20 protein-coding genes and 1 pseudogene are annotated in these 20,475 nt (G+C 61.0%); 16 read left to right on the top strand and 5 right to left on the bottom strand.

Going from position 1 to position 20,475, the window contains the following annotated elements; genetic code table 11:
• Position 1: 1 nt before the first annotated feature.
• A pseudogene (locus TU82_RS28800) lies at positions 2-202 on the top strand (MerR family DNA-binding protein); the annotation flags it as partial.
• Position 203: 1 nt separating this feature from the next.
• Here the strand turns inward: TU82_RS28800 and TU82_RS25645 are convergent.
• From TU82_RS25645 to TU82_RS25630, 4 genes are read right to left on the bottom strand one after another with little or no spacing between them, the layout of a single operon-like run.
• Positions 204-1,451, bottom strand: coding sequence for an MFS transporter (locus TU82_RS25645; RefSeq protein ID WP_057726017.1), 1,248 nt, complete (start codon positions 1,449-1,451; stop codon positions 204-206).
• The gene (locus TU82_RS25640) at positions 1,448-2,173 is read right to left on the bottom strand and encodes a 2OG-Fe dioxygenase family protein (protein WP_057726016.1); all 726 of its coding nucleotides are present in this window, start codon (positions 2,171-2,173) and stop codon (positions 1,448-1,450) included. Before TU82_RS25640 ends, TU82_RS25645 begins: the two co-directional genes overlap by 4 nt.
• A 1-nt stretch (position 2,174) precedes the next feature.
• Complete coding sequence (locus tag TU82_RS25635; RefSeq protein ID WP_057726015.1) at positions 2,175-3,545, bottom strand: ATP-grasp domain-containing protein; 1,371 nt, start codon at positions 3,543-3,545, stop codon at positions 2,175-2,177.
• Positions 3,546-3,575: 30 nt separating this feature from the next.
• On the bottom strand, positions 3,576-4,730 hold the full coding sequence (locus tag TU82_RS25630; protein WP_057726014.1) for a KamA family radical SAM protein: 1,155 nt from the start codon (positions 4,728-4,730) through the stop codon (positions 3,576-3,578).
• Between the two features lie 622 nt (positions 4,731-5,352).
• Between TU82_RS25630 and TU82_RS25625 the strand changes: the two genes are divergently transcribed.
• From TU82_RS25625 to TU82_RS25590, 8 genes are read left to right on the top strand one after another with little or no spacing between them, the layout of a single operon-like run.
• Complete coding sequence (locus TU82_RS25625; RefSeq protein WP_057726013.1) at positions 5,353-6,552, top strand: PepSY-associated TM helix domain-containing protein; 1,200 nt, start codon at positions 5,353-5,355, stop codon at positions 6,550-6,552.
• On the top strand, positions 6,552-7,088 hold the full coding sequence (locus TU82_RS25620; RefSeq protein WP_057726012.1) for a hypothetical protein: 537 nt from the start codon (positions 6,552-6,554) through the stop codon (positions 7,086-7,088). Before TU82_RS25625 ends, TU82_RS25620 begins: the two co-directional genes overlap by 1 nt.
• Entirely contained in the window at positions 7,085-7,414 is a 330-nt protein-coding gene (locus tag TU82_RS25615) for a hypothetical protein (RefSeq protein ID WP_057726011.1), read from the top strand. Before TU82_RS25620 ends, TU82_RS25615 begins: the two co-directional genes overlap by 4 nt.
• Complete coding sequence (locus TU82_RS25610) at positions 7,411-7,971, top strand: DUF6162 family protein (protein WP_057726010.1); 561 nt, start codon at positions 7,411-7,413, stop codon at positions 7,969-7,971. The genes TU82_RS25615 and TU82_RS25610 overlap by 4 nt, the downstream gene beginning before the upstream one ends.
• Before the next feature lie 19 nt (positions 7,972-7,990).
• The gene (locus tag TU82_RS25605) at positions 7,991-8,911 is read left to right on the top strand and encodes a metal ABC transporter substrate-binding protein (protein WP_057726009.1); all 921 of its coding nucleotides are present in this window, start codon (positions 7,991-7,993) and stop codon (positions 8,909-8,911) included.
• Positions 8,908-9,654, top strand: a complete 747-nt coding sequence (locus TU82_RS25600; RefSeq protein WP_057726008.1) for a metal ABC transporter ATP-binding protein — start codon at positions 8,908-8,910, stop codon at positions 9,652-9,654. Before TU82_RS25605 ends, TU82_RS25600 begins: the two co-directional genes overlap by 4 nt.
• Positions 9,651-10,550, top strand: coding sequence for a metal ABC transporter permease (locus tag TU82_RS25595; RefSeq protein ID WP_057726007.1), 900 nt, complete (start codon positions 9,651-9,653; stop codon positions 10,548-10,550). Before TU82_RS25600 ends, TU82_RS25595 begins: the two co-directional genes overlap by 4 nt.
• On the top strand, positions 10,550-11,512 hold the full coding sequence (locus tag TU82_RS25590; protein ID WP_057726006.1) for a metal ABC transporter solute-binding protein, Zn/Mn family: 963 nt from the start codon (positions 10,550-10,552) through the stop codon (positions 11,510-11,512). Before TU82_RS25595 ends, TU82_RS25590 begins: the two co-directional genes overlap by 1 nt.
• On the opposite strand, the gene TU82_RS25585 is transcribed toward TU82_RS25590, so the two are convergent.
• Positions 11,493-12,218, bottom strand: coding sequence for a UTRA domain-containing protein (locus tag TU82_RS25585; protein WP_057726005.1), 726 nt, complete (start codon positions 12,216-12,218; stop codon positions 11,493-11,495). The two genes, TU82_RS25590 and TU82_RS25585, sit on opposite strands and share 20 nt — an antisense overlap.
• Before the next feature lie 350 nt (positions 12,219-12,568).
• Between TU82_RS25585 and TU82_RS25580 the strand changes: the two genes are divergently transcribed.
• From TU82_RS25580 to TU82_RS25550, 7 genes are all read left to right on the top strand, one after another.
• On the top strand, positions 12,569-13,645 hold the full coding sequence (locus TU82_RS25580; protein ID WP_057726004.1) for an ABC transporter substrate-binding protein: 1,077 nt from the start codon (positions 12,569-12,571) through the stop codon (positions 13,643-13,645).
• A gap of 188 nt (positions 13,646-13,833) precedes the next feature.
• Positions 13,834-14,640, top strand: coding sequence for an alkaline phosphatase family protein (locus TU82_RS25575; RefSeq protein ID WP_057726003.1), 807 nt, complete (start codon positions 13,834-13,836; stop codon positions 14,638-14,640).
• Complete coding sequence (locus tag TU82_RS25570) at positions 14,637-15,482, top strand: ABC transporter permease (RefSeq protein ID WP_057726002.1); 846 nt, start codon at positions 14,637-14,639, stop codon at positions 15,480-15,482. The genes TU82_RS25575 and TU82_RS25570 overlap by 4 nt, the downstream gene beginning before the upstream one ends.
• On the top strand, positions 15,469-16,269 hold the full coding sequence (locus TU82_RS25565) for an ABC transporter permease (protein ID WP_057726001.1): 801 nt from the start codon (positions 15,469-15,471) through the stop codon (positions 16,267-16,269). The genes TU82_RS25570 and TU82_RS25565 overlap by 14 nt, the downstream gene beginning before the upstream one ends.
• Complete coding sequence (locus TU82_RS25560; RefSeq protein ID WP_057726000.1) at positions 16,266-17,255, top strand: ABC transporter ATP-binding protein; 990 nt, start codon at positions 16,266-16,268, stop codon at positions 17,253-17,255. The genes TU82_RS25565 and TU82_RS25560 overlap by 4 nt, the downstream gene beginning before the upstream one ends.
• A 29-nt stretch (positions 17,256-17,284) precedes the next feature.
• Positions 17,285-17,938, top strand: a complete 654-nt coding sequence (locus tag TU82_RS25555) for an HAD family hydrolase (protein WP_057725999.1) — start codon at positions 17,285-17,287, stop codon at positions 17,936-17,938.
• A 400-nt stretch (positions 17,939-18,338) separates the two neighbouring features.
• A complete protein-coding gene (locus TU82_RS25550) occupies positions 18,339-20,420 on the top strand; it encodes a carboxy terminal-processing peptidase (RefSeq protein ID WP_173667491.1) in 2,082 nt (693 codons plus the stop codon).
• Positions 20,421-20,475 lie beyond the last annotated feature (55 nt).

Below are 20,475 nucleotides of genomic sequence, written 5' to 3'. Positions count from 1 at the left end.
GCTGGCGACCATGGGCGAGGCGTTGCAGGCATTGCCCGATGGCCGCATGCCCACGGCCAAGGATTGGGCACGCTTGTCGGCACGCTGGCGGGAAGACCTGGATGAGCGGATCAAAAAATTGACGCTGCTGCGCGACAAGCTCAATGGCTGCATAGGCTGCGGGGGCCTGTCGATGAAAGCCAGTTCCCTTCCCAAAGCGGGAATCAACGCGAGGGAGGTGAACCCGACACGTCCTGCCTGCCCCGGTAAGCCGCGCACCCCAGCCACAAAGTCATCACCCCCAACGCCGTCAGCGGCAGCCCATGGAACAGCACGATCACCTGGGCCGGCGTCCACGTCACATAGAACGGCCCGACCACCAGCATCCCCACGCCAAAACCCGCCATCTGAATCAGGGTCAACAAGCTGAACAGCGGCAGGCGCAAGCTATCCGGTTCGCTTTGCGCGCGGGAGACCAGCGCCACTTCGGACAGCCCATCCCCCAGCCCTGCCCACACCACCAACAGCAATGCCAGCCACAACTCGGTTTGCTGGAACGTCAGGATAAAGCCGCTGGACATCAGCGCCACGCCGAACATGAACAACCGCTCCATGCCTGGCGTACCACGGCCCTTCAGCAGCGCACTGGCGATACGCGCCCCGATAAACTTGCCACAGGCCCAGACCGCCAGCAGATACCCCATCACGGTTTTGGCCGTGTCCGGGGAAATGTACTGGGACAGCACCGGCCAGCCGACGTTATGCGCCGCGCTGCCGAGGGTGTCGAGCATGCTGATCAACAACATCGCAGCCAGCACCGGCGCGCCGCGCAGCCCCTTGTTCAACGCGTGCCACTCGGCCGAGAGACTGCGATGGGTGGCGACGGCGGCGCTGTACAACGCACGCAATGGCAGCACCAGGAGCGCGGCTATCACGTAGGTGCCGATATTCACCGCGAATACCGCCTCGAATCCCCCCGTGGCAATCAGCAGCCCCGACAGCAAACTGCCGAACACCGCGCCGGTAGCGGCCGCCGAGGTGATCCAGGCGTTGGTATTGACCCGCTGCTCAAGGGCAACCCAGGTGGGCAACTGGCTGTTGAGGCCGATGGCGAACAGCGAATTGCACAGGCCGATACCAAAGGCAATGAACGGCAGCAGACTGAGTTGATGGGCGGGGATCAGCAGCAGCAACGGCGTCAGCAACAGCGCTCGCGCCAGGTCCAGTCCCGCCAGGGTGCCGCGCCCGGCGAAACGCCGGAAAAACGGGATGCCGAACAGGCTGGCGACAATGCCACCGGTCACGCGGCACGCCAGGAAGATGCTGACGAACACGACGCTTTGACTGAGCCAGTAGACATAGGTGGACAAGGCCACCATGTTGAGGAAGGCGCCAAAGTCCGAGACGCCGCGAGCGAAGATGATCAGCCGCGCGTTGCGGATCGACAGGTACAACTGTTGATCGTGGCTCATGCAGGCGGCACCGCTTGATCATCCGGCACGCTGCGCAGGCTGACCAGCAGCATGTCGCGCCAGGCCGGTGTCGACGCTGCTTTCGGCCGCACATCCCCGGCGCGGTGATAGAGCCCCCGGTCATTGATCACGATGGTTTCCAGGAAGCGCGTCATCGGCAGATTCAACACGCGACTGTGTTCCGCGTCACTGGTAAACACTTCTGAAACCACCGGCTGCGTGTTGTGCTCGCCGATAAAATGCATGAACACCCAGTCCAGGCCATCCTGGTGAATCCCCGACGTGGTGGGGCTGCACGCTTGCGCGTCGGCCCGCACACGGAATTGGTGGATGTCGATGGTATGGCTCTGCTCGCCCAGGTGCGGTGCGATCACCGCCAGGTCGGTGGCCAGCAGCTTGCGCATCAGCGGATGCTCGATAAAACCTTCCTCGCTGTAGCTCAAATGGTTCACCCCCTGTCGGTAGTTGACGGCGTAGGTAACCGGCGACTTGAACGCGGTACTCCTGTCGATCTGCAACTGCCGTGACGGTGATAAACGATAGCGCAGAATACGCCGCTCGCGATGGGTGTATGCCTTGAACGCCTCATCGCACACCAGATTGGCCCAGTACGCGCGAAAGCTCTGCTCTTGGCCCGCCTCGACACCGACCAACTCGCCAAAGTCAGGCCGATGACAGTAATGGTGCTCGCGCAAATGCGCGGAAATGGTTGGGATATCCATATCACTGACCTGCCACTGGACTGTCGATGATGACGCGCAAGTGCTGGCCGACCGCATCATGCAGCGCGCGCGCATCGGCAGCGCCTGCGACCCTGGCCCAGCACTTGAGCAGATAGTGCTCCTCGATATCCGCGTCGATCAGGTGCCCCGGCGCCTGCTGGGCAAACTCAAGCACCGCGACGTTCTGCTCCAGGCACTCCAGGCCTTCAATGCCCCGAAACCGCCCACTGTGCTGCGGGTAAATCGCCAGCATCGCGTAATGTTGTCCGGCCTCGGCCACCTTGCGTGCGCCCGCTTCCAACTGCGCGGCGATCCCCTGCTCGCCCGTCAGCAACGCGAGATACAGCTGGTAGGGATCGATACCGGCCAGATCGCGGAAGGCCGCGTTCACGTAGAGCCCGCCCACGCGCGGGTTGATCTCGATCACCACCGGGCCCTCCGGGGTCATGCGGAACTCGAAATGCACCACGGCGTTGGTCAGGCCGACCGCCTTCAGACACGCCACGGCGTACTCGCGGATCTGCTCGCACTCATGGTCTGTGAAGGAAGTCGGTGGGGAAATCAGCAGGTTTTCCAGAACCGTGCCACTGCGCTCGGTCAACAGCAGCTTTTCGTTGATCAGCAGCGGATGCACACGCTCGCCGTCCACCACACACTCCACACTGCCTTCGATACCGGGGATATAACCCTCCAGCAAGAGACTGCGCCCGGGAATGTAGTCATGCCGTTGGCCGTCGTCTCCCGGCAATGTGTGTGCACAGCCATAGAAATCCGCATAGGCCGCAGTGGCGTGGTCCTTAACAAACAGCGCGTAGTGGCTACGCAGCTCTGCCCAATTGGCGCATTTCCTGATAAACGCCGAAGCGCCGCCAAAGGGTGGCTTGGCGATCAGTGGGTAACCGACCCGTTCGGCACTCTGCTGGAGCTGCTGTTCGTTATTGCACAGCGCAAACGGCACGGAGCGGATGGCGTGCTGTTTCAGCACCCTGCGCATCAGGAACTTGTTGTTGCACGCCGCAACCGCCTCGGGGCGGCTATACACCAGGCCCAGGCACTGAGCAGCCCGCGCCACGATACAGCCGACTTCGCCCAGCGCAGACGGATGGCCGGCCTGGCAGAAAATCCCGCGAATCTGATACTGCCCATCGAGACGGCCGACCAAATCAAGAATGGCTTGCTCGTTGAGTGCGTTGAGCAGGAACACTGCATCGCTATCATCCTTGAGCCGCTGCGTATGCCTGCGCCCTGCCACGCCCGCCGTCAAGCACACCAGTCCCTGGGCGCGGGCAACCGCAAAGTGCGGTTCGCGATAGTTGTAACGAACAGACGTGCTGTCATCGACATCGATAAAAAGGATGGCGTCTTGTTTCATGCTTTATACCGCCTTAGTCCATCAATTGATTCAGGCATCCTGCCAACTGCACCACTGCCCTTCCCAGTTACGGAAACGATAATGGCGCTGCCCATCGCGCACGTCGAAGTACGGCAAGTTTTCAGGTTTCTCGAAGTCCAGCAGCGGCACTGTGAACTTGCCCTGGGCGTGCGGCAGAACATATTCGGGCAGGGCAATATTGGACACCCGCCGCTTGAGACGATCCATGATAGCGATGGCCTGACTGATCGATGCCTTGTATTCCGACGCCCCGGGTGAAAACGGCATGAAGTGATATAAGTAATAAGGCTTCACACCCAAGCGATAAAGATCAATGAACAACTTATGCAGTGTCGCTTCATTGTCGTTGACGCCGCGCAACAACGGCATATTGGAAAACACGATCGGCACCACGCCCTGAATGCGTTTGACCGCCACCGCAAAATCAGCGCTGAGTTCGAGCGGATGGCACACGTGCACGCCAAACGCATTGACCTTGTACTTTTCCAGCATCGCGATCAACTCATCGGTCACGCGAAACGGGTTGAAACTCAAGGCCCGCGAGTGAATGCGGATCAGCAGATCGTCGCTGATCCCGCGCAGTGCGGCCAGGTACTCTTCGAGCTTGCGGTCGGCCAGCATCAGCGGATCGCCGCCGCTGAGAATCACTTCTTCGATGGCCGGGTTGGCGCGGATGTACTCGACCGACTCCATGAAGGAATCCCGGCTGGCGTTGGCCTTGTCAGTGCCCACCTGCAAGGTGCGCAGCGCTTCAAAGCAGAACTGGCAGTAGGCATTGCAGGTGTTGGTGGTGCGCAGGATGACGCGATTGTCATACTTGTGCTGGCAGATGGGCGTCTTCATTTCATGGGCCAACTCCCAGTTCTCGGAAGTGCCATCGTAATCACCCTCGACCTGCTCGCTCCAGTACGGCACCACTTGCCGCCACAGCGGGTGGTCCATGACCGTACCGGTGGTGAGGGAACGCTTGATCAGATCGACGTAGTAAGGCGTGATCTGCATCTTGCGCCCGAGCAGGTTATGTTCGATATGCGCAGTCGTTTCCTCGCCCCAGCCACCGCAGGCAGCGCGAAGTGCCGGCTCATCGCGCACGGCGTTCTTCTGCTGCCAGCGCCAGTCTTGCCACTGCACCGAGCGGTGAATGTCTTGATCAAAAATCGACATGAGTAGGTACTCTCTGTTCAGGCATATGAATGCGTGCCCTTCCCTGGCGGGAACAGCGATAGTCGCAACAATAACAATCGACTTGGATAACAGGCAGCAATCAAAAGGCCGATGCAGTCAGCCACGCTGGAAAGCAATAAGAACTTATTATCTCAGGGTTCGGATAAACGACGGATGCGGTCATATAAGAAACTTCCTTTTTTTTAAAATTATTTGACTTCCAAGCCGACATCCACTTAAGCCGAAGCTTCCGACACCGTCAATACAATATCCTTTATTTTTTTCAGGATTTAAACCACGCCTTTGCCTACGCCCCGCAGACAGGGGGTATTCACGCGTTCAAAGGGATTAATTTAAAAAGTAAATAGCACAGCAGATAACCCGCCAGATTATTTTTATACTTATATAACTACGTACTTCAGCGCTTTTCACCCCGCCAAGCGCACGTCCATCGCCCATCCGTACCGCGCCCCTGGAAGCCTGAAACATTTTCTTTCATTTCCCCCTTAGGGATTTCTCATTCTCATTCGTCTTAATTTAGATACAGCCCGTCGCGTCAGCAAAAGCTACGACCGGCCTTTTCCGGGCCTTCATCGCCCCTTCCATCAAGACCCTCATTCACATGTCGAAGAAGTCACGCTCAAAACTCTGGTTTCTCGTACACAGCTGGCTGGCGTTGCCCATCTGGTTCTTTGTCCTGATCGTCTGCGTCACCGGCACCCTGGCGGTGGTCAGCCAGGAAATCGTGTGGCTGGCCAACCCGGATATCCGTGCGAGCAAGCCGTCGGATGATGCCCAACCGCTGAGCTTCGATCAGGTGATCGCCGCCATAAAGCGCGACGAACCCCAGGTCATCGTGCGCTCGATCATCCGCCCCGACGAATCGCACTTCGCGCTGATGGTCGGCCTCAGCTATCCGGACGGGCGTTCGGTCGATGCCTACGCCAACCCCTACACGGGCGCCCTCCAGGGCATCAGCCCGGCCTTCGACTTCCAGCAATTCACCCGCGCCCTGCATGGCTGGTGGCTGGTGCCGTTCACCAATGGCTTCAGTTGGGGCTGGTACCTGGTGTCGCTGCTCGGCCTGCCGTTACTGGCCTCGTTGGTCACGGGCCTTGTGGTGTACAAGCGTTTCTGGAAAGGTTTTTTGCGCCCCACCCTGCGCATCCGTCACGGCGCACGTATTTTCTGGGGCGACTTCCACCGCCTGAGCGGTATCTGGTCGATCTGGTTCATCGCAGTCATCTCCATCACCGGCACCTGGTTCCTGATCCAGGCGATTCTGGGTGACAACCAGATCTCCATTTCCAGCGAGCCCATCGTGCCGGTGATTGCCCGGGAAAAGGTGCCGCTGTCCGCACCCGGCGTGCCGGCCCCGATGATTGCTCTGGACGACGCGATCAAGATCGCCACCCAGCGCATCCCCGGGCTGGAGGCCACCTTTGCCTTCCTGCCGCTCAATGCCTACAGCCACCTGCAGATCGGCGGGCGCGGCTGGTACCCGCTGATGTTCCAGACCGCGCAACTGAATCCCTACAGCGGTGAAATCGCCGTGTCGCACCTGCTGTCCGACCGCACCGCGCTGGAGTTCGTCACCGAGTCCATGCGTCCGCTGCACACCGGTGACTTTGGCGGACTGTGGATCAAGCTGATCTGGGCTTTCTTCGGTCTGGTGCTGAGCATGATGGTACTGAGTGGCTTGCTGATCTGGACCAAGCGCACCGCACTGGCCACCCTCAACGCCTTCAAACGCGAGGCCAAGACCCAGCGTCAGCCTGTTCCCGCCCCGGCCTTGCAGGCTGAAACTTCGGAGACTCACTGATGAGCAGAGTCGCGGCCAAACCCTCTTCACCGCTGCGGGCCTGGTGGCTGAAGTGGCGTTTTCATATAAACATCCTGCTGTTGCTGGTGCCGCTGGGGTTCATGCCCAAATATTTTGCCGATGCCGCCCTGTTTCGCGGGGATGCCGGCATTGGCGAGCGGGTCGCCGGGGACATTCAAGTCGGCCCCTGGAGCCTGACCCTCGCCGAGTTTCGCAACGAAGGCCCGCGCCCCGACCCGGCCGGCCCGATGAAAGCGTTTAACGCCGCCCTGTGCGCCACCTGCGCCGAGCAGGTCAAGGCCACTTACCTGCGCATCGGCAAGCCCCGCAGCCTGCGGGCCGCCGGGGTGATCTTCTTTGGTACGCCCTATCGCATGGGCGCCATCGTGCCGGTACCGGAACGCACACCGGTCGATGCCGAACTGTGGGTCACCATGGAAGGCTGGGACGGCAGCATGCACCAGGGTTCCATCCCGCTGAGCCAGGCCTCGCCTGCCACCATTGCCTGGCTGAACAAGCAAGGAGTCAAACCATGATATTCAAGCGCCTGATCCAGACCGGTTGCGTGCTGTTGCTCAGTGCCGGTTTTAGTAATCCTGCCCTCGCCCACAATCCGATGTGCGAATGCAAGGAAATCCCCGGCGAGCAGATCCAGTGCAAAGGCGGGTTCTCCGACGGCAGCGGCGCTCCGGGCGTGACCCTGGATGTGATCGGCTACGACGAGACCATTCTGGTGCCGGGCAAGCTCGGTGAGGATTCGACCCTGACCTTCAAGAAACCCACGGCCGAATTCTATGTGCTGTTCGATGCCGGCCCCGGTCACGTAGTGGAAATCGACCAAGCGGATATCCAGGCGCCATGAGTACCGTACAGGTAGTGCGCCCGGCCGGCGCAGGGCACGAAACCCTCTACGTGCTGTTGCTGTGCCTGATCATCCTTGCGGTGGCGGGGACAGTGGTGGCCTTGCACGGTGAAACCCAAGAGGTCGCAGCAGTGCCCAGCCACCAACTGGATGCGCGACGCGACCTGAGCGCCGCCGAACAGGGCATCTACGCCGACCTGCGGGTGACCCTGGATGAAATCCACCTGCTGCAGCAAGAGCAGAACGTCCTGCCGACCCCGGACCAGTTAGCCGAAGAAGGCTTTGCACCGTTCGCCCAGGACGCCAGTTCCGTCAGCCGTGGCGATCATCGCTGGCAACTGCTCGCGCCCTCGACCTACCTGGGCTTGAGCCAGGCCACCGACACCAGTGGCTCGCTGCTGATGCGCGTGCAAGGCGCCGAGCCGGATATCTGGCTCAACCGTGGCAACCACCTGGCCGCTCCCTCCGACCTCACTGACCAGGCGCTGATCGCTGCCGGCTGGCAGCAGGTGGTCGCGCAATTCGATGCCGGCGTGACCCGCCAGCACCGCCACTGAACGAGAAGACCGAGTGCCCATGTCCATTTCATCTCCCCTGTTGCGCCTGTTGCTGGTTGGCCTGTTCAGCCTGATGTTCGCTCCCCTGGCGAACGCCGAGGCGGGCAAACGCCTGCGCATCGGTATCACCCTGCATCCTTACTACAGCTACGTGGCCAATATCGTCGGCGACAAGGCCGAAGTGGTGCCGCTGATTCCGGCGGGCTTCAACCCCCATGCCTACGAGCCGCGCGCCGAAGACATCAAGCGCATCGGCACCCTGGACGTGATCGTGCTCAATGGCGTGGGGCATGACGACTTCGCCGACCGCATGATCGCCACCAGCGAGCGCCCGGATATCCCGGTGATCGAAGCCAACGCCAATGTGCCGCTGCTGGCCGCCACCGGTAACGCCGCGCGCGGTGCGGGCAAGGTGGTCAACCCGCACACGTTCCTGTCGATCAGTGCCTCGATTGCCCAGGTCAATAACATCGCCCGCGAGTTGGGCAAGCTCGACCCGGACAACGCCAAGGCCTACACCCAGAACGCCCGCGCCTACGGCAAGCGTCTGCGCCAGATGCGCGCCGATGCCCTGGCCAAGCTGACCAGCGCACCCAACCCGGACCTGCGCGTAGCCACGGTGCACGCGGCCTACGATTACCTGCTGCGCGAGTTCGGCCTGGAAGTCACCGCCGTGGTCGAACCGGCCCACGGCATCGAGCCCAGCCCCAGCCAGTTGAAGAAAACCATTGATGAACTGCGCGCCTTGGACGTGAAAGTGATCTTCTCGGAAATGGATTTCCCGTCCACCTATGTCGATACGATCCAGCGTGAATCCGGGGTCAAGCTGTATCCGCTGTCACATATTTCCTACGGCGAATACAGCGCGCAGAAGTACGAAGTGGAAATGACCGGCAACCTCAATACCGTGGTCCGGGCGATCCAGGAGTCGGGGGCATGACGGCGGCCGAGCACCTGAACAGTGTGAGCATCGGCCCGACGCTGCACTTCGACAGCGTCTCGCTGACCCTGGGTCGCACCGTGATTCTCGATCGCGTGAGTTTCCAGGTACAGCCCGGCAGCATCCACGCGCTGGTCGGCCCGAATGGCGGCGGCAAGAGTTCGCTGATCAAGACCCTGCTGGGACAAACGCCGCATCAGGGCCGATTGAGCCTGCAATGGCCGGCCACGCCCGGCACCATTGGCTATGTGCCCCAGGCCCTGGAGTTCGACCGGGGTTTGCCGATGACCGTGGATGATTTCATGGCCGCCATGTGTCAGCGACGGCCGGCGTTTCTCGGCCTGTCCCGGCACTACGCCGGTGCGATTGGCGAGGCGCTGGAGCGGGTCGGCATGCAGGACAAGCGCAAGCGGCGCATGGGCGCCCTGTCCGGTGGCGAGCGCCAGCGGGTGTTGCTGGCCCAGGGCCTGATTCCGCCGCCGCAGTTGCTGGTGCTGGATGAGCCGATGTCGGCGCTCGACGAAGCCGGTATCCAGGTGTTCGAACGCCTGCTCAGCGATTGGCGACTGGCCGGGATCACCGTGCTGTGGATCGAGCATGACCTGGAAGCCGTTGGCCGCCTGGCCGACCGCGTCACCGGCTTGAACCGCCGCGTGCTCTTCGATGCCACGCCCAGAGAAGCGCTGACCCCGGATCGCCTGCTGACTCTGTTCTCCACCCACCCTCGGAGCCCGGCGCAATGAGTTATGAAGCCTTTCGCTTGATGGTCCAGGGCTGGGCCTCTTCCGGCTATCTGCCGGAGGCGCTGGCCTATGGTTTTGTGGTCAACGCGTTGCTTGCCGGTTTGCTGATCGGCCCGGTGCTGGGTGGACTCGGCACGCTGGTGGTGGTCAAGCGCTTTGCGTTCTTTTCCGAAGCGGTCGGCCATGCCGCACTGACCGGCGTGGCCGTGGGCATCCTGCTCGGTGAGCCTTACACCGGGCCCTATGGCAGTCTGTTCGGCTACTGCCTGCTGTTCGGCATCCTGCTCAACTACCTGCGCAACCGCACCGGCCTGGCGCCGGATACGCTGATCGGCGTGTTCCTGTCGGTATCCCTGGCGCTCGGCGCGAGCCTGTTGTTGATCCTCGCCGGCAAGATCAATGTGCACATTCTGGAAAACGTACTGTTTGGCTCGGTGCTGACGGTCAACGGCAACGACCTGCTGGTGCTGGCGGTGGTCGGTGCGCTGGTGATGGCCCTGGCGTTGCCGCTGTACAACCGCATCATGCTCGCCAGCTTCAACCCGCAACTGGCGGCAGTGCGCGGCGTGGCGGTGAAGACCCTGGACTATCTGTTCGTGATTCTGGTGACGCTGATCACCGTGGCGGCAGTCAAGGTGATCGGGGCCATTCTGGTCGGTGCCCTGCTGGTAATTCCGGCGGCGGCGGCGCGACTGCTGAGCCAGTCGCTCAAGGGATTCTTCTGGGTGTCGGTGGTGATTGCCACCGTCAGCACCCTGTGCGGCATCCTGCTGCCGATCATCTTTGACCTGCCTGTACCGTCCGGCGCCGCAATCATTCTGGTTGCCGGCATCGCCTTCGCCCTCGCCGCCATCGCGCGCGGCACCGTGCCCAGCCTCAAAGGGAATTTTGGATAATGCACCGTCACTTTCGCCCACTGGCCCTGGCCATTGCCTGCCTGCTCAGCACCTCGGCGCTCGCCGCCGTGGATGGTTTTCAAACCAGGGACTTCGTTGCCAACCATGGCCTTGGCCATGCCGCGCTGACCAAGGCCAAAGCGGTAAAACCGGTCAAGGTGCTGGCTTCGTTGCCGATCACCTACGGCCTGGCTGAAGTGCTGCTCAAAGGCTGCGACGTGCAGCTCGAACGCGCGGCTCCCGCCAATTTGCCAGGTTCGCGGCAAGTGTCCTACTTCACCGGGCGCGGTGCGTCGGCGCTGAGCCAACTGGCCCAGGATGCCGATGCCGCCATCGGCCTGCGCTCGCTGTGGGCCGATGACCCGCTCTACCCGGTGTCGCGGCGCAGCAATATCCGTATTGTCGAAATCGACGCTGCGCGCCCGGTGGACGGCGGCCTGCCGGGCATCGCCGTGCAACCGGGCGTCAGCGATGGCTTGAACAGCCAACCCTGGCAGTCAAGCAACAACATGGGGCGCATGGCCGATGTGTTGGCGGCCGACCTGAGCCGCCTGGCGCCGGGCGCCAAAGCGCAGATCGACACTAACCTGGCCGCGCTCAAGCAACGCCTGCTCAAGCTCACCGCCGACAGCGAGGCACACCTGGCCAGGGCCGATAATCTGAGTGTGGTCAGCTTGAGCGATCACTTCGCCTATCTGGTCAGCAGCTTGAACCTGGAACTGCTCGGCACCGATGCGCGTCCGGATGCAGACTGGACGCCTGAAGCGTTGCAAACACTCAGCGCGCAGTTGAAGGACAATGACGTGGCACTGGTGCTGCACCACCGCCAGCCGAGTGAGGCAGTGAAAGCGGCTGTCACTGCCGGCGGCGCCAACCTGCTGGTGTTGAATGTGGACGGTGCCGATCCTGTGACAGAGCTGGAAACCAATGTGGATCAGGTAATCAAGACGCTGATGCCATAACGTCCACCCCCACATGAATCGCATCATGGCGCCAGAACTCCAGGTCGCAATCGATCAAACGCTGGTGCTGGTCATAGTTGACCCGGGCGATCCGCAAGCCCGGGCTGCCCACCGATACGCGCAACGCAGCGGCGGCTTCCACCGGCAGTGAGGTCGGCACGATCTCGAAACGCACTCGCCCGTAGTGCAAGTCGTACTCGCGCGCATAGAGCTTGGTCATAGACTGAGTCAAATCGCACGCCAGGATTTCCGGGAAATAGTGAGGGTTCAGGTAGTGTTCCACGTACAGCACCAGACGCCCGTCGATCCGGCGCGCCCGGCAAATCTGGATCACGCTGGACAGTGCCGGCAACTGCAGCCACGCACACACGGCCGCCGACGCCGGTTGCAGCCGCGCCGAAATAACCTCAGTCGAGGCCACGCGCCCCTGGTCGCTGACCATCGCGTGAAAGTGGCTGCGCTGCATCAGGTTATAGGCCAACCGCGGCGGCGAGACGAACCAGCCCCTGCGCTCCTCGCGATAGATCTGCCCTTGGGCCTCAAGCTGTAACAAGGCTTCGCGCACGGTAATCCGGGTGGTCCCAAACAACTCGCTGAGCTTGCGTTCGGCGGGCAATTTGCTGGCAGGCGGCAACAGGCCATGGTCGATCTGCTCTTGCAGCGCCAGACCAATGGAGGTTACCGCCTTGATTGCCTCGTCACGCATCAACGTTACCTATCTGGACTAGACCAGCACCGTTCAGGTGCATAAAACGCGCTCTTGATGGGCTCGTGCTGCTGCTTGCCAGCCTAGGCATTGCAGATGACCGACAGATGACAACGGTTGCCGCTGCCTCTACCACACCCTGCAATACATCGGCCAAGTCCATGGCATGCGGGCACTTGGGCATGGTCTACGCTAAGTCTGAACGCAGCGACAGCCGTGCTTCAAAAACGACATCGACATGAAACTGTCATCCATCGGGCCTAGATTGGCTCAGGTATTGCTGACCTAGACCACACCCTCGCCAACGTTCAGATAAAACGCCGCGTGAAAAACGCCCAAAGGAGCTTCGGATGAAACAGCTTTTCCTGGCATCACTGTTAGGCTCGACCATTGCCATGTGCACCGCCGCCATGGCCGCTGATACCGATCTAAAAACCTTGGAAGCCGCCGCCAAGAGCGAGGGCGCCGTGAACAGCGTCGGCATGCCCGATGACTGGGCCAACTGGAAAGGCACCTGGGAAGACCTGACCAGGATCTACGGTCTCAAGCACATCGACACCGACATGAGCTCGGCCCAGGAAATCGCCAAGTTCAAAGCCGAAAAAGACAATGCCAGCGCCGATATCGGCGACGTAGGCGCAGCCTTCGGTCCCATCGCGGTCAAGCAGGACGTCACCCAGGCGTACAAACCCTCCACCTGGGCTTCGGTACCGGATTGGGCAAAGGACAAAGACGGCCACTGGGCGCTGGCCTACACCGGCACTATCGCGTTTATCGTCAACAAGAAATTGCTCCACGGCTCCGAAGTCCCGACCAGTTGGGCCGACCTGCAAACCGGCAAATACAAAGTGTCGGTGGGTGACGTAAGCACTGCCGCCCAAGCCTCCAATGCGGTACTCGCCGCTGCCATCGCCAACAAGGGCGACGAGAAAAACATCGCGCCAGGCCTGCAGTTTTTCACCAAGATTGCCCAGCAAGGCCGCCTCGGTCTGTCCAACCCGACCATCGCCACCTTGGAAAAAGGCGAAGTCGAAGTAGGTATCGTCTGGGACTTCAACGGCCTGAGCTACAAGGCCAAGATGGCCAACCCGGATGACTTCGTGGTGCTGATCCCATCGGATGGCTCGGTGAAGTCCGGCTACACCACCCTCATCAACAAGTACGCCAAGCACCCGAACGCCGCCAAGCTGACGCGCGAATACATCTTCAGCGATGCCGGCCAACTCAATCTGGCCAAGGGCAATGCCCGTCCGATCCGCGCCGAGACCGACCTGAAACTGCCGGCTGACATCGCCAAAAACCTGATCCCGGGTGAGCAATACACCAAGGCCAACCCGCAGCCGATCAAGGATGCCGATGCCTGGGAAGCGACGTCCAAGAAACTGCCGCAGCTGTGGAACGAGCAGGTCATTGTAGAAATGAAGTAAGCCTGTACCCCACATTGGAGATCCACTGGAGATCCAATGTGGGAGGGGGCTTGCCCCCGATGGCGGTGTGTCATTAAACAGATGTGTTAGCTGATCCACCGTCATCGGGGGCAAGCCCCCTCCCACACTTTGACCTCGTTCCTCCAGATGAATTGAGTCAAGTCTATTGCTGCGGAGCGCTCTCCCCCATGAAGCACCCTGTCATCCTTGTCGTGCTCGACGGCCTGAACGCCGGGGTTGCCCGGCACGCCATGGGGCACTTGCAGGCTTATGTCGGCGCAGGACGCGCAGCCTTCTACACACTGGAATGTGAACTGCCCGCCCTGTCCCGCCCGCTGTATGAATGCATCCTGACCGGCGTGCCGCCGATCGAGAGCGGCGTCGTCCACAACAACGTCTCGCGCCTGTCCAGCCAGCGCAGCATTTTCCACTATGCCACGCGTGCCGGTTTGACCACCGCGGCGGCGGCTTACCATTGGGTCAGCGAATTGTATAACCGCACCCCGTTTCTCCCCGCCCGTGATCGTCATACCGACGATACGACGCTGGCGATCCAGCATGGGCATTTCTACTGGAATGACCACTACCCGGATTCCCACTTGTTTGCCGACGCCGAAAACCTGCGCCTCAAGCACGCGCCGGACTTTCTGCTGGTGCACCCGATGAACATCGACGACGCCGGTCACAAGCACGGCCTCGACAGCGCGCAGTACCGCAACAGCGCGCGCTCGGCCGACATCGTTCTCGCCGACTACCTGCGAGGCTGGCTCGACGCCGGCTGCCAGGTGCTGGTCACCGCCGACCACGGCATGAACGACGACCGATCCCACAACGGCCTGCTGCCGGAGGAGCGCGAAGTGCCGCTGTTCGTGCTGGGCGACGCCTTCAGCCTGGATGCCGACGCCGCGCCGAAGCAGACCGACCTGTGCGGCACCGTCTGCGAACTGCTCGGCGTGCCCCACGACAAACCTGTCTGCCGGGAGTTGCTCAAATGAGCGGCATGGTTCGCGGTAAATGGCTGGCTTTACTGTGCCTGGTGCCCTTCGCGCTGTTCTTTATCGTGTTCGAAATCGCTCCGTTGGCCTGGGTGCTGATCAACAGCCTGCAAACCGAAGACAGCGGTTGGAGCCTGGAAAACTTCACACGCATCTTCAGTTCCAAGTTCTACTTGCAGGCGATCCAGTTCAGCCTCGAGATCAGCTTCTACTCCAGCGTCTTCGGCATCATCATCGCCACGCTGGGCAGTTACTCCCTGCGCCGGGTCGATTCGCCGCTGCGCAATTTCGTCACGGCGTTCGCCAACATGACCAGCAACTTTGCCGGCGTGCCCCTGGCCTTCGCGTTCATCATCCTGCTGGGGTTCAACGGCAGCATCACCATCATGCTCAAGCAGGCGGGGATCATCCAGGACTTCAACCTGTACTCGAAATCCGGTTTGATCCTCCTCTATACCTACTTCCAGATTCCCCTCGGCGTCCTGCTGCTGTACCCGGCCTTTGACGCGCTGCGCGAAGACTGGCGCGAATCGGCCGCCCTGCTCGGCGCCAATGGCTGGCAGTTCTGGCGACATATCGGTTTGCCGGTGCTTACCCCCGCACTCCTCGGCACCTTCGTGATTCTGCTGGCCAACGCCCTTGGCGCCTATGCCACCGTGTACGCCCTCACCACCGGTAACTTCAACGTGCTGCCGATCCGCATCGCCGGGCTGGTCTCCGGTGACGTATCGCTGGACCCGAACATGGCCAGCGCGCTGGCCGTGGTGCTGGTGGCGCTGATGACCGTGGTTACGGTGGTCCATCAACTGCTGCTCAAGAGGAGCTACCATGTCTCGCGCTGAAGCCGGCCCGGCGTCCCTCTACCATCGGGTGGTGGTGTACGCGCTGTTCCTGATCCTGGTGCTGCCGCTGGCAGGCACCTTTGTCTATTCGATCTCCAGCAGTTGGTCGGCCACCATCCTGCCCGCCGGTTTCAGCCTGAAATGGTATGTGCAGCTCTGGAGCGATCCGCGCTTCCTGATGGCCTTCGGCCAATCGCTGCTGGTGTGCGTGGGCGCGCTGATCCTGTCGGTGGTGCTGATTCTGCCGCTGCTGTTCGTGGTGCACTACCACTTCCCCCGACTGGATGCGCTGATGAACATCCTGATCCTGCTGCCGTTCGCGGTGCCGCCGGTGGTGTCGTCGGTGGGCCTGCTGCAACTCTACGGTTCCGGGCCGCTGGCGATGGTGGGTACGCCGTGGATTCTGATCGGCTGCTACTTCACCGTGGCGCTGCCGTTCATGTACCGCGCGATCACCAATAACCTGCAGGCGATCAATCTGCGCGACCTCATGGACGCCTCGCAACTGCTCGGCGCCAGCACCTGGCAAGCCGCGATCCTGGTCGTGCTGCCCAATCTGCGCAAAGGCCTGATGGTGGCGCTGCTGCTGTCGTTCTCATTCCTGTTCGGTGAGTTCGTGTTCGCCAACATCCTGGTCGGTACCCGCTATGAAACCCTGCAGGTGTACCTGAACAACATGCGCAACAGCAGCGGCCACTTCACCAGCGCCGTCGTGATTTCCTATTTCTTCTTTGTGCTGGTGCTGACCTGGGCCGCCAACATCTTGAACAAGGACAAAAGCCAATGAGCTTCGTCAGCGTCCAACACCTGCAAAAGAGCTATACCGGCACCCCGGTGTTCAGCGATATCAACTGCGAAATCGCCAAGGGCGAGTTTGTCACCCTGCTCGGTCCGTCCGGTTGCGGCAAGTCGACCTTGCTGCGCTGCATTGCCGGGCTGACCGCGGTGGACAGTGGGGAAATTCTGCTCGATGGCCAGGACATCGTCCCGCTGAGCCCGCAGAAACGGCATATCGGCATGGTGTTCCAGAGCTATGCGCTGTTCCCCAACATGACCGTGGAACAGAACGTCGCGTTCGGGCTGCGCATGCAGAAGGTCAACGCCGACGACAGTCACAAGCGGATACAGGAGGTGCTGCAACTGGTTGAGCTCAAGGACCTGGCCGGCCGATATCCGCACCAGATGTCAGGCGGCCAGTGCCAGCGTGTCGCCCTCGCCCGCTCACTGGTGACCCGTCCGCGCCTGCTGTTGCTGGATGAGCCGCTGTCGGCATTGGATGCACGTATTCGCAAGCACTTGCGCGAGCAGATTCGCCAGATCCAGCGCGAACTGGGGCTGACCACGATCTTCGTGACCCATGACCAGGAAGAAGCCCTGACCATGTCCGACCGTATCTTTTTGATGAACCAGGGCAGGATCGTGCAGAGCGGCGATGCCGAGACCCTCTATACCGCCCCGGTGGATGTATTTGCCGCCGGGTTTATCGGCAACTACAACCTGCTCGATGCCGACAAGGCCAGTCAGTTGCTGCAACGGCCAATCAAAGGGCGAATTGCCATTCGCCCGGAGGCCATCGAGCTGAGCCGCGAGGGCGAACTGGATGCGCTGGTGCGCAGCCACAGCCTGCTGGGCAACGTGATTCGCTACCGCATCGAAGCGCGCGGCGTGGAACTGGTGGTGGACGTACTCAACCGCTCGGCCGATGACCTGCACCCCAACGGCCAGCGCCTGGCACTTTCCATCGACCCGAGCGCCCTGTGTGAAGTAGCCTGACGCAACGTTTATTTCAGAGAGCACGAAGGATGGCATTGGTAATTTTTGACCTGGACGACACCCTGATCCACGGCGACTGCGCGACCCTGTGGAGCGAGCAGATGGGCCGCCTGGGCTGGGTCGACCCGGAATCGTTCATGCGCAGGAACAATGAACTGATGGACGCCTACAGCCAAGGCAAGCTGAAGATGGAAGACTTCATGGACTTCAGCCTGGAGCCGATGATCGGCCGCACGCCGGCAGAAATCGAGCACCTTGTCGAACCCTGGGTCGAGGACGTGATCGAGCCGTTGATCTACAGCGATGCCACCAAAACCATCGCCCGTCACCGCGCAAACGGTGACCGGATCCTGGTGATCTCCGCGTCGGGCACGCACCTGGTCACGCCGATTGCCGCGCGGATCGGCATCGATGAAGTGCTGGGGATCAACCTTGACGTCAGCCATGGCGTATACAGCGGGCGCACGGCCGGCGTACTGACCTATCGCGAAGGCAAGATCACGCGGTTGCTGGAATGGGTGGAGCAGGCAGGCGAAACCCTGGAAGGGGCGTATTTCTATTCGGACTCGCGCAACGACCTGCCGTTATTGCTGAAGGTGGATCATCCGCAGGTGGTCAACCCCGACCCCGTATTGCGGGCCCACGCCGAACAGGCCGGCTGGCCGATCCATCACTGGACCTGAACCTGCCGCGATCTCCCTGTGGAGGATCCCCATGTGGGAGGGGGCTTGCCCCCGATGGCGGTATGTCAGTGAAGAATGTTTCATCTGATCCACCGCCATCGGGGGCAAGCCCCCTCCCACAGGTGTTCTATGACAACTCTGGAATATTCAGCGCGATAAGCGCCCGCTGTCACCACGCGAAGGCGAACTTGACCTACATTGCACGTAGGACCGAGCGATTACACCACTCGACATGACCCTCGACGCCTTGCAATGCTTTCACAGTGCCTCCATAGTGAGTCCGGACTGAGCCCGTTGCAGTAGCGTCGGGCTTTTTGCATTATGCGACCGGACCATATGGAACCGGCTCCCTCAAAGACGGCCTAATATGCGTTATCAATTGCCCCCGCGTCGAATCAGCATGAAGCATCTGTTCCCCGGCACCGCCCTCGCTCTTTTCATTGGTCTCGGCTTCGCGTCGATGTCGACCAATACGTTCGCAGCCAATAGCTGGGACAACCTTCAGCCTGATCGCGATGAGGTGATTGCCAGCCTTAACGTCGTCGAGTTGCTCAAGCGCCATCACTACAGCAAGCCGCCGCTGGACGACGCACGCTCGGTGATCATCTACGACAGCTACCTCAAGCTGCTGGATCCGTCGCGCAGCTACTTCCTGGCCAGTGATATCACTGAGTTCGACAAGTGGAAGACCCAGTTCGACGATTTCCTCAAGAGCGGCGACCTGCAGCCCGGTTTCACCATCTACAAGCGTTACCTGGACCGCGTCAAAGCGCGTCTGGACTTCGCCCTGGGTGAGTTGAACAAAGGCATCGACAAGCTCGATTTCACCGAGAAGGAAACCCTTCTGGTGGACCGCAAGGACGCCCCTTGGCTGACCAGCACCGCCGCGCTCGACGACCTGTGGCGCAAACGCGTCAAGGACGAAGTACTGCGCTTGAAGATCGCCGGCAAAGAGCCCAAGGCTATCCAGGAGCTGTTGACCAAGCGCTACAAGAATCAACTGGCGCGCCTGGACCAGACCCGTGCCGAAGACATCTTCCAGGCCTACATCAACACCTTCGCGATGTCCTACGACCCGCACACCAATTATCTGTCGCCAGATAACGCAGAAAATTTTGATATCAACATGAGTCTGTCCCTGGAAGGCATCGGTGCCGTCCTGCAAAGCGACAATGACCAGGTCAAGATCGTGCGCCTGGTGCCGGCAGGTCCGGCGGACAAGACCAAGCAGGTCGCCCCGGCTGACAAGATCATCGGTGTGGCCCAGGCCGACAAAGAGATGGTCGATGTGGTCGGCTGGCGCCTGGACGAAGTGGTCAAGCTGATCCGTGGGCCCAAGGGCAGCGTGGTGCGCCTGGAAGTGATTCCGCACACCAATGCGCCGAACGACCAGACCAGCAAGATCGTGTCCATCACCCGTGAAGCGGTGAAGCTCGAAGACCAGGCCGTGCAGAAGAAAGTCCTCAACCTCAAGCAGGATGGCAAGGACTACAAGCTGGGCGTGATTGAAATCCCGGCCTTTTACCTGGACTTCAAGGCCTTCCGCGCCGGTGATCCGGACTACAAGTCCACCACCCGCGACGTGAAGAAAATCCTGACTGAACTGCAGAAGGAAAAAGTCGACGGCGTGGTCATCGACCTGCGCAACAACGGCGGCGGTTCCCTGCAGGAAGCCACCGAGCTGACCAGCCTGTTCATCGACAAGGGTCCGACCGTGCTGGTGCGCAATGCCGACGGCCGTGTCGACGTGCTCGAAGACGAAAACCCGGGCGCCTTCTACAAAGGTCCGATGGCGTTGCTGGTCAACCGTCTCTCGGCCTCGGCCTCGGAGATCTTCGCCGGCGCCATGCAGGACTACCACCGTGCGCTGATCATCGGTGGCCAGACCTTCGGCAAAGGCACCGTGCAGACCATCCAGCCGCTGAACCACGGCGAACTCAAGCTGACGCTGGCCAAGTTCTACCGGGTTTCCGGGCAGAGCACCCAGCATCAGGGCGTACTGCCGGACATCGACTTCCCGTCGATCATCGACACCAAGGAAATCGGCGAGAGCGCCCTGCCCGAAGCCATGCCATGGGACACCATCCGCCCTGCGATCAAGCCGGCATCCGACCCGTTCAAGCCGTTCCTGGCGCAGCTGAAAGCTGACCACGACACGCGCTCCGCCAAGGACGCCGAGTTCGTCTTCATCCGCGACAAACTGGCCCTGGCCAAGAAGTTGATGGAAGAGAAAACCGTCAGCCTCAACGAAGCGGACCGTCGCAAGCAGCACGCCGACATCGAGAATCAACAGCTCGTGCTGGAAAACGTGCGCCGCAAGGCCAAGGGCGAGGACCCGCTCAAGGAGCTGAAGAAAGAAGACGAAGATGCGCTGCCGACCGAGGCGGAAAAAACCAAGCCGGAAGACGACGCCTATCTGGCCGAGACCGGTCGCATCCTGCTGGACTACCTGAAAATCACCAAGCAGGTGGCCAAGCAGTAAATGATGGCAATTTAATGTGACCGCTCCTCGGAGTGTCATCATATAGACATCATTC

This window comes from Pseudomonas orientalis (assembly GCF_001439815.1).
GTDB lineage: Bacteria > Pseudomonadota > Gammaproteobacteria > Pseudomonadales > Pseudomonadaceae > Aquipseudomonas > Aquipseudomonas orientalis.
The sequence above is the reverse complement of the archived record's forward strand: the minus strand, read 5'-3'. Positions and strand labels throughout refer to the sequence as shown.